We start from the raw sequence: 16527 nt of genomic DNA on the forward strand, positions 1-16527 counted from the left end.
GCGCCGCGTGGGTGGGGCGGCGCACGAACCTCGGTCCTACTGGACGCCGAAGCCGCCCGAGAAGGAGCCGGCGTTCCACATGGACGAGCCGATCTGGTGGTAGGCGTCGAAGAACGCAACCGAGCCGGAGGGGAGGTTCTTGGGCACCTTGGCGGTGAAGACGACCTTCGAGTGGCCCTTGGGCGTCGGACACTTGAAGCCGGTGCCGATGCCGATCTTCTCCGGGTCGGTGAAGAAGACGCACTTCTTGTTGGGCTTGGCGGTCAGGCCCGGGTGCGGACCGTTGGCCCACTGCTTGCCCATGTCGCCGACGTGGACGCGGTCCAGGTAGACCCAGATGTGGCCCGCCTCGGGCGAGTCGACCGTGACGGTGACCTTCGTCTTGCTGCCGGGCTTGACCGGCACCTCGTTCCGGGTCACCCGCACCTTGGAGATCTCGTCCGAGGCCGGGGCCGCGTGCCCGGCGCGCGGGCTGGCCGGGAACCGCACCGAGGAGGCCGTCTCGGGCGAACTCTTCTCATCGGCGGCGCCGGCGCTCGGCACCGCGAACACGCCGAACAGCACGGCACCCGCGCCGATCGCCGCGCCGAGCGTCCGCCGCGGGCGGCGGGTGACGACGGATCGCGCACGATGGGCAAGGGAATTGCGCATGGTGAGACCTCTTTCAGGAAGTGCAGGCGACTTACGGGAAGTACGGCGACTCACGGAAGTACGGACAGCGACTCGCCTGTGCGTGGCGTATGCGTTCCAGCCACCAGCACCGTAAGAGGCACTCGACCGGCGCAACAATGACAGTGTTTTGGCAATTCATTGCGCGAAGTGCCGACCGCGCTGCAACTCTGGACAGGGGCGTACCGGCCGCGTCCCCGGCCCGCGCGGTGCTCGCCGCGGCGGGGAGGAACCAGTCGCGGCAGCACGGGCGAGGGCCGCCGGGCCGTGTCACAGTCGCCTCAGTGCTCTCGTCGCGCCCCCCGCTTATCGCGGGTCCCGCGCGGCACGCCGTGCACCACCACAACATGAGCACATCTCATATCTGAGATAATATCGATCTCATGACAGACGCCTACCTCGCCCGCATCGGGAAGCTCATCCGCGACGCCCGTCAGCACCGCGGCTGGACCCAGACGGAGCTAGCGGAGGCACTCGGCACCAGCCAGAGCGCCGTCAACCGCATCGAACGGGGAAACCAGAACATCAGTCTTGAGATGATCGCCCGCATCGGCGAGGCCCTGGACAGCGAGATCGTGTCCCTCGGCTACGCGGGCCCGATGCACCTGCGGGTCGTCGGAGGCCGGCAACTCTCCGGTGCGATCGACGTCAAGACCAGCAAGAACGCGTGCGTGGCGCTGCTGTGCGCCTCTCTGCTCAACGCGGGTCGCACCACGCTGCGTCGCGTCGCCCGGATCGAGGAGGTCTACCGCATCCTGGAGGTGCTGGGCAGCATCGGCGTACGCGCCCGCTGGATCAACGACGGCAACGACCTGGAGATCGTGCCGCCGGCCGAACTCAACCTCGCCGCCATGGACACCGACGCCGCCCGGCGCACCCGCAGCGTCATCATGTTCCTCGGCCCGCTGCTGCACCGCCTCGACCGGTTCCGCATCCCGTACGCGGGCGGCTGCGACCTCGGCACCCGCACCGTCCAGCCGCACATGACGGCGCTGCGCCACTTCGGCCTTGAGGTCACCGCGACCGAGGGCACGTACCACGCCGAGGTCAACCGCGAGGTCTCCCCCACCCGGCCCATCGTGCTGACCGAGCGCGGCGACACCGTGACCGAGAACGCCCTGCTGGCCGCCGCCCGACACGACGGCGTCACCGTCATCCGCAACGCCAGCTCCAACTACATGGTCCAGGACCTGTGCTTCTTCCTGGAGCAGTTGGGCGTACGGGTGGAGGGCGTCGGCACCACGACCCTCACCGTGCACGGCGTCGCGCACATCGACCGCGACGTGGACTACGCGCCGTCCGAGGACCCGGTCGAGGCGATGAGCCTGCTCGCGGCGGCCGTGGTGACCCAGTCGGAGCTGACGATCCGCCGCGTCCCGGTGGAGTTCCTGGAGATCGAGCTCGCGGTCCTCGAGGAGATGGGCCTGGACCACGAGCGCAGCGCGGAGTACCCGGCGGACAACGGCCGCACCCGGTTGATCGACCTGACGGTCCGCCCCTCCAAGCTGAGCGCGCCGCTCGACAAGATCCACCCGATGCCGTTCCCCGGCATCAACATCGACAACGTGCCCTTCTTCGCGGCGATCGCGGCCAGCGCCCAGGGCTCGACGCTGATCCACGACTGGGTCTACGACAACCGCGCGATCTACCTCACCGACCTGACCCGGCTCGGCGCCAGCGTCAAGCTGCTCGACCCGCACCGGGTGCTGGTCGAGGGTCCCACCCGGTGGCGCTCCGCGGAGATGATGTGCCCGCCCGCGCTGCGGCCCGCGGTGGTGGTGCTGCTCGCGATGATGGCGGCCGAGGGCACGTCGGTGCTGCGCAACGTCTACGTGATCAACCGCGGCTACGAGGACCTGGCCGAGCGGCTGAACTCGATCGGCGCCCAGATCGAGATCTTTCGGGACATTTGATAAGCGGATGCCGCCGCGCCCCGTCTGACCTGCTACTTAGCGGGTCAGGGAGGGGTGCGGCGGCATCTCTGGGACTTCTCTGGGACTTTGGGCCCGCGGCGGGCTACGGGCCAAGCTCCACAGGCTCTGCCGACCGGCCGCAGCTACGCGAAGATCGCATCGATGGCGGCGGTGCCCCGTGCGCCGGCGCGGGGCAGGAAGTGGGAGTACTTCCGCAGCGTGAACCCGGGATCGGAGTGCCCCAGCCAGCGGGCCAGGGAGACAACCGATTCGCCAGCCTCCAGTTCCTCGGAGGCGAAGAAGTGGCGCAGAGCGTGGAAGCCGTGCTCCCGGGACGGCTCCCACACGCGAGCGCCGTCGGCGCTGCCCTCCTCCAGTGGAGCAATAACGCCCGCCTCAGCCAGAGCGGGCTTCCACACGTAGGAGTTGAAGTAGTTCCGGTTGACGGCCTTCCGCTCGCGTCCCGTCACCAAGAGGCTGTAAGTCCTTGGCCGCCGGTGTTTGGCTTCCACCGGCGTCTCGGCAGGAGTCGGGTCGTCCCAGGGCAGCGTGACCGGCACCGGCGCGAACTGCTCCATGTGCTGCAGGATGGCCCGGGCCACGCTGGGAGGCAACGGCACGTCCCTGACCTTGCGCCCCTTGGGAAGCGCGAAACACAGCTTCGTCCGCACCATCTTGACCTGCCGCCGGACGTGGACGACTTCCTTCTCGAAGTCGATGTCATCCGCTGAGAGCCCGAGCGCCTCCCCTTGGCGGAGCCCAAGATCTGCTCCGATCACGAGGAGGAGCCGATAGCAGTCCGGCATGGCCGCCCGTACCGCGAGCACCCGTTCGGGCGGCCACGCCTCGACCCTGCCGGCGGTGGCTACCGGCGGGCCGACCGTGCTGGAGCGGCACGGGTTGCGTCCGAGGCGACGGTCCTCGACGGCGGCCTGGAGGATACTGGAGAGCGTCGCCCAGACCAGACGGATCGAGGTCGGACCGAGGTCCTTCTCCAACCGCTTCTTCCAGTGGCGCAGGACTTCCGTGCCTATGGCGTTCAGCGGCTGAGCACCCAGGTGGGGAACGAAGTGCCGGCGTACCCTCTGCTCGATCCGCTCGATCGTGGACGGGTCACCGCTCTGGGTGGGCCACCAGTGGGTCGCGATGTAGTCCTCGAGGGAGATGGCCCCATTGCGAGGATCGACGAACTCGCCTCGGCGGGCGTCGGTCTGAGCCTGGGCGAGCCAGGTCTTGGCATCCTGGAGGGCGTCGAAGGACCGGTCCTTCACGCCGGGGATGCCCTTGACGCGGTAGCGGGTGCACTTGCCGTCGAGGTCTCCGAACGACGAGAGGCGCACAGGCCCGTCCGTTGCCAGCTCCCGCCATGCCAGGGCGAGCTCCGCCCGTTCGGCGCGGGCTCGTTCGGCTCGCGCCGCCTTGACCGCGGCGACGTCGCGCACCTTCGCCGTGCGGGTGAACCGTTCGGTCCTTCCGCTGGTCCGCAGCAGAGTGGAGACCTCGACCGGTGGGGCCTGGGACCAGGACAGCGCCGGTGGGATCAGTTCCGGGTCGGGATGGGCGAGGTGGGCGTGGCGTGCCGGGCCCAGGCCGAACGCCGCAGACCAGAGCCGGTGAAGGTCCTCCTCGCTCGGGGCCGCGGCGAACCAGCGTGCCAGCTCGCGGAGGTCCTGTACGGCGCTGGAGGAGCGGCGCCGCGACTCGTTGATCCGTTCCAGGACCTGGAGGAGGGAGATGATGGCGCGCCGGGCGATGTCATGGAGCTGTTCGATGCGGGGCCGGGCTCCGTCCTCGGGCAGGAACCACGCCCGCAGGCCCGCCCAGCGGGCGCGGCGGCCCTCCAGCCAGGCGGGCGCGGGGTCCTCGCCGGCCACCGGGGGCAACTCGGCTCCGCGCAGGGCGCGCTGTCGCAGCAGGAAGACGCCCTGCTTCTCCACCCGGACGGCCGCCGCGGTGACCGCCTGCCCACGCCGGTCCAGATCGACCAGGAACTCCTGGAGATAGGCGACAGTGGCGGACTTCACTTCACGGAAGGCCTCCAGGTCGGCGCCCTCGGTGCGCAGCAGTCGCTGCAGTTCGGCGTGGAACGCCTTGGTGTTCTCCACGAGGGCCTCCAGGTGCCCTTCCAGCTCACGCAGGGTCGTGTAGATCCGGCGGTCGGCGGAGGCCGGTTCGTGGGACAGCAGCAGGAGCTCGTCGAGGCAGTCGGCGATCGCCTCGAGCACCGCCGTCTGGAGGGCTCCGGTGGAGGCGAGCACCTCCATGGCGTGCCGTACGCCGGCGAGTGCGGCCTCCCCCAGGCGGGTCAGCGAGAACTGCAGGTTGCGCCGCTCGTACTCCTCGGCCGTGCGGTAGTTCTCGGCATGGTTGTGGACCCTGTCCACCAGCCGCCAGTCGACGAGCTGCTTGAGGGTGCTGTACAGCTCCTTCTCCTCGAGCGCGTCCAGCCACCCCACGGCCCGTAGCCGCGCTCGCACGTCGTCGATGCCGAGTGCGGTCTCCAGGTGTTCTCCGGCCACGCCGAAGGCCTCCAGGATCGCACCGTGGAGGTCGGCCTTCTCGCCCGTGGTGAAGCGCAACATGTCCGGTGGAATCCTGCGCACGTCCGTCGTCCCTCCCCTCTCCCCCGGCCGGTTGTCAGGCGACGGACGCCGATGTCGATCCGGAGGACGGCCCGTCCGGGCGGAGCAGATCCGTCGCCCGGAGGGCGGTGGCGTCCGCGTCGGGCGGCAGGAAGCGGCTGGCCTTGCCGCTCCAGGTGACGACGAGTTCGTCCCGGGCGCGGGTGGCGGCGACGAACACCAGGGACCGGGCCCGCTGTTCCTCCAGCCGGTAGCGGTCGGGGTTCGCCAGGCGGTACTGCTCGATGCTCTGGCGCGGCACCTGCCCCTCGCCGACAGAGGTGAGGAAGACGCGCTGGAATTCGAGGCCCTTGAAGCGGTGCATGGTGCCGATGCGTACGGCGTCCTCGTCGGAGCGGACTCCTTCCTTACCGAGCGGGACGACCGGGATGTGGAACTCGGTGGCGAGCCGATACGCGAACTGCTGGGCGGAGCTGCCGTCGGGTACGGCGATGGCCATGGCCGAGTAGGGCGTGCCGTGCCCGGCGTGGCGCTCCTCGATGAGGACGGCCACCGCCCGCATCTCGCTCACCCGGTCGGGGGCGCGCCAGAACTGCGGGGCGAGTCCGGTGAGCACGGAGCGGTAGCCGTCGAGCGCTTCGGTGGCGGTGTCCAGGTCGTCGAAGGACGTGCCGGCGATCAGCCCGTTGGCGCTGCCCAGGATCTGGCGGGTGGTGCGGTAGTTGAGCGTGAGGCGTCGGGAGGCGCGGCCTCGGATCACGATGTCGTGGTCGCTGAGGACGACCCGGCCGCCGTAGATCCGCTGGTGGGCATCTCCGACGAGGAAGATGTCGTTGGGTCCCTTGCGGACCATCGCGCGGAGCATCCTCCAGTGCGAGCCCGACAGGTCCTGGGCCTCGTCGACCACGACATGCTGGTACCTGGGCTTGAGCCACATACCGCTGCCGGCTTCCCGGTGGATGAGGTCGAGGCCGCCCTGCTCCTCCTTATAGCGGGCCTGTTCCTCGATCCGGGCCATGCGGTGCTGTTCTAGGCCGGCCGCCTGGTCGGCGATGATCGCGTACGTGGTCCGGCGCGGGGCGGCGTCCAGGCGGGCACGGTACGCCTGGACGAGCTGCCACACGTCGTGCCGCTGGGGTGTGGTGATGCGGGGACGGCCGGTGCGGCCGACGCGCCGGTAGAGGTCCCAGGATCCACACCGCTTCGCGAGGATGACGTGCTTGAACTCGCTGTCGAGGAATTCGGCGTCGTAGTCGAGCAGGTTGGTCTCGAGGCGGACGTCGTGCCAGAGGTTCATCGCCGCCTCGTCGTCCAGCGGCCTGCCGATCTCCGTGCGGTGCTCCTGGAGGATTTCGCGGGCCAGCACGTCGACCGACTTGACGTCGACCCTGCGCAGCAGTTCCTCGCCTCCCAGGTCCCGCAGCCTTTCGCGCAGTTCCAGGGCGAGGTTGGTGTTGTACGTGGTGAGGAGAACCGGGCGGGTGTGGCCGGGCGGCAGCCGGTCGACGAGGTGGCGTACGCGGTGCAGGGCGACGACCGTCTTGCCGGTCCCGGGGCCGCCGGTGACCTTGGCCGAGCCCTTGAAGTCACCCTTGGCGAGCCGTCGCTGCTCGGGGTGGAGGAAGAGCCGCCAGGCGTCGAATCCGTTGCCCAGGGCTTCGAGGACTGCGTCGTCGTCGGTCTCGGACTGGGAGACGGCGCGCCGGGCGGCGCCCGCCCAGTCCCGGACGTCGACCTCCTCGCCCTCGGGCCGCCAGGTGCTCGTGATCAGGCGTTCGACGTCCGCGGGGTCCATGTGGTCGCGGAGGGCGATGAGGACGTCCCGGGTGAGTTCCGGAAGGTTGTGGGCGAGCAGTGCGCCCAGCTGCTCGTCCGTGGTGATCTTCCGGATGGTCGGCAACAGGGTCTGCACCACGCCGAGCTTGACGAGGATCTGCTCGTCGTGTGCGGCGAAGAGCGGCGGACGCAGACTGCTCGTGGACGCGGTGGGTGCGTCGCCCTCGGTTGCGGGGGCGGGGGGCCCGGAAGCCGCCGCACCGGACTCGGAGCGCTCGGAGAGGGCGACGACGTTGGCGGCGACCTCGCTCTGGTCGACGACCTCGACCGCACCGGACTCGGAGTTGATGGCGACGGTGAGCCGGGTGAGTTCGTTGCGGGCGAAGGACCCGGCGCGGACCGCTAGGAGCTGGAGTTCGTCCCCGCCCTCGGTCGAGAGGAGCAGCACCATGCACCGGGCGTCGACCCGCCCGAGGTACAGGTCCGCGCCGTCGCCGACGGTGCGGAGGCAGGACAGGCTCAGTGCCTTGTTGTTCCGATCGGCCCGCAGGCGGCTGACGAACGTGCCGACCGCGTCCTTCACGGCCCCGCCCAACCTGGCGATGTCCGCTCCGGCCTGGCGGCTCGGCCGGACACGTGTCCTGGCCGGGCGAGCCGGGCCCCCTGCCGCCAGAGTCATCGCGTGCCCCCCTCTTCGCCCAGCATGCGGGCGAGCTCGTCGGCGTCCCACTCCTGCGGTGCGCGCACCTGCCATCCGGCCGCAGTACAACGCGCCATGTATTCCGCGTCCTCCGCGTCCTCCACGAGGACGACGCCGATGCGGTGATCGGGCCAGGCGAGTTCCACCGTACGTGGCACTCCGTCGACGTCCCAGCCCGTCCAGCCGGCCGGGACGTCGCCACGGCCCGCGAGCCGTTCGGCGAACTCCGCGACGCCCGGGTCGCCGTACTTGACCAGCTCCGTCAGCACCATCTGCCAGGCGCTCTGTTCGAGGGGGGTCATGCCGTCCGCGGGTGCCGGGGAGACCCGGTCCTGCCGCTCGGCCTTCGCCGCCGGCACGACAGCGTGGTCCTCCGGCTCCTTCCCCTCTGTGTCGGACGCCGTGTCCTCTACAGGTCCGAGTCCCGTTCCCGGTGCTTCGGCGCGCAGGGCGGGCAGCAGACCGGTGACCGGACCGGCCGTGGCCGCGAGGAGGGAGGCGTCGAATCCGTCGAGGGTGGTCCGGGCCAGGGCCAGTCCGTCGGCCCGGCCGGTGCCGGTGGGGTCGAGGAACTGGATGATGTTGCCCCAGCACAGCCACGCCTTCCACCGTCGCCGGTGGTCGGCCCGGTCGCCGGCGACGGCCTCGTCCCGGTCGTCGAGGACGGCGAGGGCACTCCACCGGTACGTCTTGCCGTCGGCGCCCGACGCGCCGACGAGGACGAGGGGCAGCCCGGAACCGTCCCGGAGGCGCAGCAGTTTGAGCCCCTTCCCCGTGGCATCCGGCAGGGGTTCGTCGCGTACCGCGGCTTCGATCCAGCCGGTCGCGGAGGCAGGGTCCGCGCCGACGAGTTCCCGCTGTCGGAGCGCCGCGGGCGCGCTGACGACCAGTGTCGCCAGCTGCTGCCACTTGCCCGGCCGGGGATCGCGCAGGAACGCCAGCAGCGCGGGGACGGCCCCGGCATACAGCGCGTCCACGTCCGCGGGGTCACGCTTCTGCTCCCACAGTGCACGCACCCTGGCTCCCGGCGCCGTCGGGCCCTCCATCACGTACGGGGGCCAGGCCGCATCGGCTGCCGGTCCGGCGACGACCGCGGCGAGCGGGTCGGGAGCGGCGTCGGCCTCCGGTTCCGGGCTTCCCTTGAGGGAGTGGTCCCAGGCGGCGACGTCGTCCCAGGTGATCTGCCAGACGAGTATCCCGTCGGCACGCAGCCGAGCCCGTTTGGCGGCGTCGGAGGCGATGCGATTGGTACGGGACGAGGCGTGCCAGCGGTAGCCGTCGAGGTAGACAGCGACCGGCAGCGGCGGGGCCCCGTCGCTGGTGGTGTCTCCGGCGACCGGCCGGAAGAGCAGGTCGAGACGGGTGCGGTAGCCGTGGAGGTCCTTCTGGGCGACGACCTCCCAGCGCACAGCGTGACCGTCCAGCCTGGTCAGGGTGAACTGTTTGCCCTGTCGGCCGGTGGGCGTCTCCGTGTGGCCGGCCGCGACGGCGTTGCCGGGGAGGGCGAGCCAGCGGTCGAGGCATTCGATGAAGCGGCGTTCGAGGTCGCTCTCCGCCTGGTCGGCGAAGCGCAGTTCGGCGTCCGGGGCCTCCTTGCGGACGTCCCAGCCGCTGCGGCCGTCGGGGCCGAGCAGGTTGTCCAGCATCCACAGGGCTTCCTGCCGGTCGACGTCCTTGTAGTCCCTTTCGGGTGCGTAGGGCAGCAGGCAGCGGTGGCAGGCGCGGCGTTGTGGTGTGTCCTTGCAGGGGCAGTCGCGCAACCGCCGCTGGGCCTCGGCGAGGACCTCGCGGAATTCCTCGCCCTCGCGGTCCGCGAGGCGCTGGAGATAGCCGGTGCCGCCGGGCAGGGCGTCGTAGAGCACCAGGTAGTTGCGGGTGAGTTCGGTCTCCCGGTCGGGTTCGGTGGCGGCGGCGGAGCGGATGTGCGCGGGGTCGCCGCCGTAGCGCAGGGCGAGGCCGAGGTGGAGGGCCGCGGAGAAGGAGGCGAGGCGTTCGGGGACGTTGAGGGTGGCAGCGGGCAGCAGGATGCGGAGGGCTTCCGTCCGGTGCTCGGTGGCGGTGATCACCTGGACGTCTCGCGGCTTGGCCTGCTTGTCGCGGCGGCGGACCACGCACCAGGGACGATGGTGGGCCAGCTCGGCCCTGCCGAGGAGGGACTGGCCGAGCGAATCCTGGGTGGGCGCGTGACCCGGCTCGCGGTCGGTGGCGCCGCCGCACAACGGACAGACGGTGAACCCGGTGACGTTCGTCTCCTGGCCGGCGAAGAGGGTGTCGTTGCGACGCCCGTGCCGGGTCTTGCCGAGGTTGAAGCGGCGGATGACGGCCTCCCGAACGTGGTCCACGCCGAAGGTGGTCTTCTGGTGCCGCCAGGTCTCCTTGATGTCGGCCGGATCGATGTCGACGGCGGTGACCGTGGTGTACGGCGTGTGCGTGCGGCTCTCGTTGTCGTCGACGATCCGTGCGTCGTCCCGCTTGTCGTGGGCGGTGACCTTGCGGGGCACGATGACCGGGTGGAGGGCGGTGCGGCCGCCGATGTCGACGCCACCGCAGCGCGGGCACGCGGAGGTGTCCTGCTCGGCCCGGTCGCCGGTGCGGACGTGGCCGCACTCCTTGCACACCCGCCACAGTTCGAGGCCTGCCGGCGTGCCGTCGGGCGTGTCCTTGCGCGCGGAGCCGAGGTCGAAACCGTCGACGACGTGCCGGTAGCCGCGAACGTAGTAGGCGTTGCCCGGGGCGAGTTCGGTGAGCGCGGCGGCGGCGGGCCGGTCATAGACGCGTGGTTCACTGCGCCAGCGTTCGACCACGTCGGCCGCGCCCTCACCACGCTTCTTCCGTACCGGCTCCTTGCGGCTGAGCATGGCCTCCAGGCGTACCCCGTCCTCGACGAGGCTGTAGTTGGGCAGCAGCCCGTACTCCACGAGGAAGCCCTGGGCGTCGGCCATGGCCATCGCCTGGAGACGCGAGGTCACCCCGGCCGCCTCACGGGACAGGTTCCGCTTCTCCCGGGCCTCGTCCTCCACGGCCTCCTGGAGTGAGTCGACGGCGTCGTTGATGAGGTCGCGGCGGCGGGCGAGTTCGGCGCGCTCCGCCTCCCACGTCGCCTCCGCGCCGCGCAGTTCCTCGGCGAGCTTGGTGCGTGCGTACCGACGCACGGCGGCGCGGGCATCACGGGAGACCCCGGAGTCGGGAACGCCGTCGATGGCGGGGAACAGCTTGAGGAAGTCCTCCACGAGGTCGGCGTGGGTGATCGCCGCCTCACGGAACCGCTTCAGCCAGCCGTTGCGCCCCATGAGCGCGGTGACCCGGTCCGGCAGCGGCGGAACGCCCTCTAGAAGGCGTCGTGCCGCGCGGTCGATGAGGTAGGCGGTGTACTGGCGGCACAGCAGCTCGCCTGCGGACAGGAAGCAGCCGGGCGGCAGGATCGGTCCGGCGATGAGGTGCCGGGGCTCGGCCAGGTGGTACAGCGCGCGAGGGCTGGTGTCGGCGAGGGAGACCATGAAGGCGTTGCCGGTGGAGCGGCCGGCACGGCCCACCCGCTGGACGTACCCGGCCGTCGTCGGCGGCAGGGAGGCCAGGACGACCGCCTCCAGCTGACCGATATCGATGCCGAGTTCGAGCGTCGGTGTGCAGGAGAGGACGTTCGGGTCGGTGTGCTTCTCGCCGTGCCGGAAGCCCTTCTCCACCTCTTCCCGTTCCTTGCGGGTGAGCACGCCGGTGTGCTCGGCGGCGACCACGCTGTACGGGTCGGCCTCGCGGTAGAGGCGCCGGTAGTAGTCGGAGCGGTAGTCGCGGGCGGCCCGGCCGCCGGCCTCGGCGGAGGGCCTGGACAGGGTGCCGTCGCAGCGCTTGAGCGGGCAGCGCGTGCCCTGCCAGACGGAGGCGCGCTCGGGGGGCACGGTCTGGGTCCAGCCGCACTCGGGGCAGGTGAGAGCGGCGATCCCGGTCTGCTCGTCGCCCAGGGGGCGGACGCGGATGTGCCCAGGGGTGAGCCCGTACACGCCGTGGCCCTGCCGACCGTCGCCGGACGTGGTCCGCCGCCGGGCCAGCGCGCCGATCTCGTCGTCGGCGAGCTGTTCGAAGAGTGCTGCGAGGTACTTCCCCGCGGCTTCCCGGTCCAGGCCGAGACAGCGGCGGGTGAAGTCGACATACCAGCTGTCCCGGGTGTCGACCCGTTCGAACTCGGTCCGTCCGGCGCCGGCACCGACGAGGACGAACGCCGGGAACTCGGACTGACGCCCGAAGGCCGGCATGCCCGGGGGCCGGGCGGTCGAGAGGAGGTAGCGGTTGCGCCCGTCCGCGTCGATGAAGGCGTCGAGCCATCGGTGGTGGATGCCGCCGACCTGCCGGAGGTGTTCGAGCAGGCCGCGGACGAATCCCTCGAAGTAGCGCAGCCGCCCGGGGTCGCCCTCGGCGGGCGGTCCGGACTGCCGTCCCTGGCCGGCGGACGGGGTGTCGTGGCCCTCGCCCGGTGCGTCCGGCGCCAGGGGGAGCTGTTCCCCCAGCTGGACGTCGAACAGGGCCTCGGCAGCCTTGGCCGCCTTCTCGGGATGGGGCAGGTGCACTTCGGCCGCGACCGTGCGGGTGAGTTCCAGGGTCCGACCGAGCCGGGAGTGGAGGCCGAACTCCAGGAGCGTGTTGAAGGCGAGGCGCTCGCCGACGAGCTTCCACGTGGCCTTGGTGATGTTCTTCTTGCCGTCGAGGAGTCGCCTGACCGGGTCGATGGTGTCCAGGTCGGGCGGTACGACGGCGGCGAGGAGTCGCTCCCCCGGCTCGGCGGCCCGGGTCACGAGCGAGGCGATCAGCTCGTTGAGCGGCACTCCGTCGGCCGCGTACTCCGGGTTCGCCGCGATCCCGGCCACCAGCTGGTCGTGGAGGAGCGAGCGCAGCGAGAACTTCCAGGAGCGGCTGGCGACGAACCCGGCGCGATGGGCCGCGTCCTGCACGGAGTCGTTGAAGATCAGTGTCTTGCGGCGGTCCCGTCCCTGCTCGTCCGCCTTCGGCAGCTCCCCGCCGGTGAAGAGCTGGGTGACGACGACCGAGGCGAGCGGGGCGACACCAGCACCGAGGAAGCGGATGCCCTGCCCCTGCCCGCAGGCGGGACAGCGGTCCTGCCGAGCGTGGTCGGCCATCTCCTGGTTGCCGAACCACACCCACACGTAGACGCCGTTCTCCGGCGCCGACGCGATCCTGCCCCCCTCCCCTTCGGGCAGCACCTCGTCCGGGTCGAGCGCGCGCAGGGCCCGCCCGTTGTCCTCCAGGACCAGCAGGCTCGCGTCGTGGGCGGCGCCCTTCCGGCCGCGGTGGGCGGCCCGTCGGGCGAGCACGGCCCGCGCCTGCTCGGCCGCTTCGGCCGGGGTCGCCGCGATCATGGCCCGCACGCGGCCCTTCGCGGCGCCGCCCGCCGCGGCGGCGCGGTAGATCTCGTCCGGGGCGTGGTGCAGGTTCTGCGGATCTCGGTCGGGGCAGATCGCCGCCCAGCCGGAGCGTCCGCAGTGCCGGCAATACGCGGCGGGCAACCGCCCGGCCCCGCGCACGCGCAGCCTCCGCTCCGTCTGCGCCGCGATGGCGAGGGCCCGCCGCTCGGCCGCCGCGCGGTCCTGCTCGGCGAGGGCGACCTGGTCGGCGTCCGACCAGGAGAACACCGGCTCGGGGGCGACGAACCGCAGCACCCGCGACAGCGCCCGCAGCCACAGGTGGTTCTCCACGAGCAGCAGCGGCCGGTCCCGTCCGTCGGGGCCCGGCTTGGGATCGCGCGCGACCGAGATCAGCGCCACGAAGCGCGCGAGGGCGCGGGCGGCGGTCTCGGGGTCCCGCTCGGCCTCGGCGCGCCAGGCCGAGGTGTCGGGGAAGTTCTCCAGCGTCTCCACGGCGGTCAGCGGCGCGTCCTTGGCCCGCAGCAGCTCGTGGGTGAGCGGGTGGGCGAGCAGGCGCCGCCCCAGCTCACGCGGGTCGGCCGTGTCACAGCCGAGGGTGGCGCGCGCGACGACGTCCATGCCGCCGGGGGTGCGCGCCGGGTCCGGCAAGCCGGCCAGCTCTCCGGGCGACGGGAGCGGCAGCGAGCGGTCGACGGGGAGCAGGAACTCCTCGGCGTCCCGCCGGTCCTCCCCGATCACGGCGTCGTCGGGGAACCGCACGCCGAACACCTGCGAGGCCACGTCCAGCATGGCCCGCGGGCCGGCTCCCGCGCCGTCCGTGCCTCCGGCGGAGCCGAGCGTCGCGGAGGTCGCGACCGGGCAGATCCCGCCCAGCGGGCGCCCGTCCTCGGCCGCGCCGACGACGGCGGCGAGCCGCCTCAGCAGCATCGCCACGTCGGTGCCCTGCGCGCCGTCGTAGGTGTGGAACTCGTCGATGACGATGTATGTCAGGTCGGCGTCCGCCCACAGCGGGGCGTCCTTCTGCCGCTGGAGCAGCAGGTCGAGCATCTTGTAGTTGGTGATCAGGATGTCCGGCGGGTTGCGCCGGATTTCCGCCCGGTCCACCATCACCCGCCCGTACGGCGAGGTCCCCCGGGAGGACGCCTCACCGATGTACAGCCCGGCCGTGACCTCGCTCAGCCGGGCGTCCCGGTCCAGGAGGTCGCCGAGACGCTGCGCCTGGTCACCGGCGAGGGCGTTCATCGGATAGAGCAGGATCGCCTTGATCCCGGCCCGCCCGGCCTCCCGCTGCCGCCGGCAGTGGTCGAGGACGGGGATCAGGAAGGACTCTGTCTTTCCCGATCCGGTGCCGGTGGTGACCAGCGTCGGCTCCGGCCGGTGCCCGTGCTTGCCACTCAGTCGCGCGAAGGACTCGGCCTGGTGGGCGTACGGCTGGAAGTCCGCCGGATACCAGTCGAGCCGCTCCTGCCAGCTGTCCGCCGCGGGCCGGAAGGGCCGCCTGATCCGCAGGTAAGGTCCCCGGAAGAGACCGTCGGCCGGGTCGGTGAGGAAGTCCTCCAGGGCCTCCTGGGTGTCGGGCTCGGCCAGCGCGAACGTCGTCGTCAGGTACTCGACCGTGGTGTCGCGCAGCGTCTGCGCGGCGAGTGTGGGTCGCATGACGTGCGTGGCCCCCGTCTTCCCGTTGTCGTCCCGTGGTGGTGCGCGATCCGGCCGCCCCTCGGTGGCTCATCAGGAATGACCAGGATCGATCACGTTCCACTCTACGAGGGAGGACCGACAGCTCCGCCCCGTTCGCCGGGATCCGGCCGGACGGCGCACGTCAGGGGCCGACCATCGCGCGCGGCAGCTCGTACTCGGCCCAGACCGTCTTCCCCGGCCCTGGGGTCCTCGGCTGCCAGTCCCAGCGGGCGGCGAGCCCTTCGACGAGCAGCAGCCCGCGACCACCGTCCCCGTGCGGGGGGGGGGCGGGAAGCTCGCCGGGGCGGGGGAGGCAGTCGTTCGGCGCGGGTGTCGGTCACCTCTACCCGGACGGTCGGCCGGGGCGGGATGGTGACGCGGAGAAGGAGGTGGAAGTCGCGCCCTGGGACGTGTCCGTGCCGTACCGCGTTCGCGGTCAGTTCCCCGGCGATCAGCACGACCGTTTCGTGCGGCTCCGTCCCGTACGGCACGCCCCACTCGTCGAGCCGCACGGCGACGAGCCGGCGGGCGAGGCGGGCACCCCGGGGTGTGGGGGTGAAGCGCATGGCGAAGGTGCGGGTGCCCAAGTACGGGGAGAGGCTGGAGGGTTGAGCGGTGCGGCAGGGGCTGTCGATGTTGCTCGTCATGGCCACCACGGTCCTCGTGGTGGCGTAGCGTGACCGGTGGTGACGCACTGACGCGATCCGCTTGTACGCGAGGTGCGGGCGCCGGTACGTGGGGTACGGCGGAAGCAGGGTGGGATGACGGCGGAGCAGACGGAACCCGAGGTCGAGGGCGAGGCGGCGGATGGCGGACGGGCGGCGGACAAGTCGGGTCAGGGCGTGGTCGCGGCGTTCGGGCAGAGCCTGAAGACGCTGCGAGTGCGGGCGGGGATGGAGCGGGAGGAGCTCGGGAAGCGGCTGGGGTACTCGGCGTCGAGCATCGCGTCGTTCGAGCAGGGGCGGCGGATCCCGCCGCCGAGGGCGATCGACCGAGCGGATGAGGTACTGGACGCGGGCGGCCTGCTGTCGGTGTGGAAGGAGCAGGTGGAGAAGGCGCAGTACCCGGTGTTTTTCCAGGGGATGGCGCAGCTGGAGAAGCGGGCGATAGAGCTGCTGGCGTACGACACCTTGGTAGTCAACGGTCTGCTCCAGACCGAGGAGTACATGCGGGCCCTGCTCGGCAATCGCCGTCCGCCGCTCGACGCGGAGACGATCGAGCAGCGGGTGACCGCCCGGCTGGCCCGGCAGGACGTCTTCGACCGACGGCCAGAGCCCTTGCTGAGCTTCGTGATGTGCAAGTCGGTGCTACGACGGAAGTTCGGCGGGAAGATCGTGCTGCGCGGGCAGCTGGAGCAACTCCTCCTCATCGGCCAGCGGAAGAACGTCGAGATTCAGGTCATGCCGCTCGGCTGCGATGAGAACGCTGGTGTCGACGGACCGTTCACCGTCATCACGCGCGAGGACGGCAAGGGGTTCGTCTACGCCGAGGCCCAGGGTGCCAGTGTCCTGGAGACCGACCCGAAGCCAGCCGTTCTCGCCGCCGCCCGCTATGGGATCATCCGGTCACAGGCTCTCACCCCGCGAGAGTCGCTGGAGTTCATCGAGAAGTTGCTGGGAGGGCTATGAACAACACCGAATCCCTCGCCTGGTTCAAGAGCAGCTACAGCGGCGCCGAAGGCGGCCAGTGCGTCGAGGTCGCGACTGGCGCGGGAGCCGTGCACGTCCGTGATTCCAAGGACGTGTCCCGGCCGGCCCTCAAGGTGTCGCGCGAGGCATGGGCGGGGTTCGTCGGGCTCGCCTCGGCGGAGTAGTACAGCCCGCGCTTGTACGCGC

The 16527-nt window shown here is 71.3% G+C and carries 7 protein-coding genes and 2 pseudogenes; 3 read left to right on the plus strand and 6 right to left on the minus strand.

From position 1 onward, the window contains the following. Positions 1-36 precede the first annotated feature (36 nt). On the minus strand, positions 37-651 hold the full coding sequence (locus tag OYE22_RS06370) for an ML domain-containing protein (protein WP_277319498.1): 615 nt from the start codon (positions 649-651) through the stop codon (positions 37-39). Between the two features lie 401 nt (positions 652-1052). Between OYE22_RS06370 and OYE22_RS06375 the strand changes: the two genes are divergently transcribed. Next, positions 1053-2582: a UDP-N-acetylglucosamine 1-carboxyvinyltransferase gene (locus OYE22_RS06375; protein ID WP_277319499.1), complete on the plus strand. Its 1530-nt coding sequence runs from the start codon at positions 1053-1055 to the stop codon at positions 2580-2582. A 143-nt stretch (positions 2583-2725) separates the two neighbouring features. Here OYE22_RS06375 and OYE22_RS06380 read toward each other — a convergent pair whose 3' ends face one another. From OYE22_RS06380 to OYE22_RS06400, 5 genes and pseudogenes are all read right to left on the minus strand, one after another. Next, positions 2726-3388: a site-specific integrase gene (locus OYE22_RS06380; protein ID WP_277324013.1), complete on the minus strand. Its 663-nt coding sequence runs from the start codon at positions 3386-3388 to the stop codon at positions 2726-2728. A gap of 504 nt (positions 3389-3892) precedes the next feature. After that, positions 3893-5164, minus strand: a pseudogene (locus tag OYE22_RS06385) (TIGR02677 family protein); the annotation flags it as partial. A 55-nt stretch (positions 5165-5219) separates the two neighbouring features. Next, entirely contained in the window at positions 5220-7523 is a 2304-nt protein-coding gene (locus OYE22_RS06390) for a UvrD-helicase domain-containing protein (RefSeq protein ID WP_277319500.1), read from the minus strand. Between the two features lie 92 nt (positions 7524-7615). Then, positions 7616-14671: a DEAD/DEAH box helicase gene (locus OYE22_RS06395; RefSeq protein WP_277319501.1), complete on the minus strand. Its 7056-nt coding sequence runs from the start codon at positions 14669-14671 to the stop codon at positions 7616-7618. Between the two features lie 163 nt (positions 14672-14834). Further along, positions 14835-15339: pseudogene (locus OYE22_RS06400) on the minus strand (ATP-binding protein). A 114-nt stretch (positions 15340-15453) separates the two neighbouring features. Between OYE22_RS06400 and OYE22_RS06405 the strand changes: the two are divergent. Beyond that, positions 15454-16320, plus strand: a complete 867-nt coding sequence (locus tag OYE22_RS06405; protein ID WP_277319502.1) for a helix-turn-helix transcriptional regulator — start codon at positions 15454-15456, stop codon at positions 16318-16320. Beyond that, positions 16317-16505: a DUF397 domain-containing protein gene (locus OYE22_RS06410; protein ID WP_277319503.1), complete on the plus strand. Its 189-nt coding sequence runs from the start codon at positions 16317-16319 to the stop codon at positions 16503-16505. The genes OYE22_RS06405 and OYE22_RS06410 overlap by 4 nt, the downstream gene beginning before the upstream one ends. The last annotated feature ends 22 nt before the right edge of the window (positions 16506-16527 follow it).

The sequence above is a fragment of the Streptomyces sp. 71268 genome (assembly GCF_029392895.1).
Taxonomy (GTDB): Bacteria; Actinomycetota; Actinomycetes; order Streptomycetales; family Streptomycetaceae; genus Streptomyces.

What these genes read in the sequence shown, in the direction of transcription:
- OYE22_RS06375 (WP_277319499.1), top strand. Translation starts at nt 1,053, where the DNA reads ATGACAGACGCCTACCTCGCCCGCATCGGGAAGCTCATCCGCGACGCC.
- OYE22_RS06370 (WP_277319498.1), bottom strand. Translation starts at nt 651, where the DNA reads ATGCGCAATTCCCTTGCCCATCGTGCGCGATCCGTCGTCACCCGCCGC.
- OYE22_RS06405 (WP_277319502.1), top strand. Translation starts at nt 15,454, where the DNA reads ATGACGGCGGAGCAGACGGAACCCGAGGTCGAGGGCGAGGCGGCGGAT.
- OYE22_RS06380 (WP_277324013.1), bottom strand. Translation starts at nt 3,388, where the DNA reads ATGCCGGACTGCTATCGGCTCCTCCTCGTGATCGGAGCAGATCTTGGG.
- OYE22_RS06410 (WP_277319503.1), top strand. Translation starts at nt 16,317, where the DNA reads ATGAACAACACCGAATCCCTCGCCTGGTTCAAGAGCAGCTACAGCGGC.
- OYE22_RS06395 (WP_277319501.1), bottom strand. Translation starts at nt 14,671, where the DNA reads ATGCGACCCACACTCGCCGCGCAGACGCTGCGCGACACCACGGTCGAG.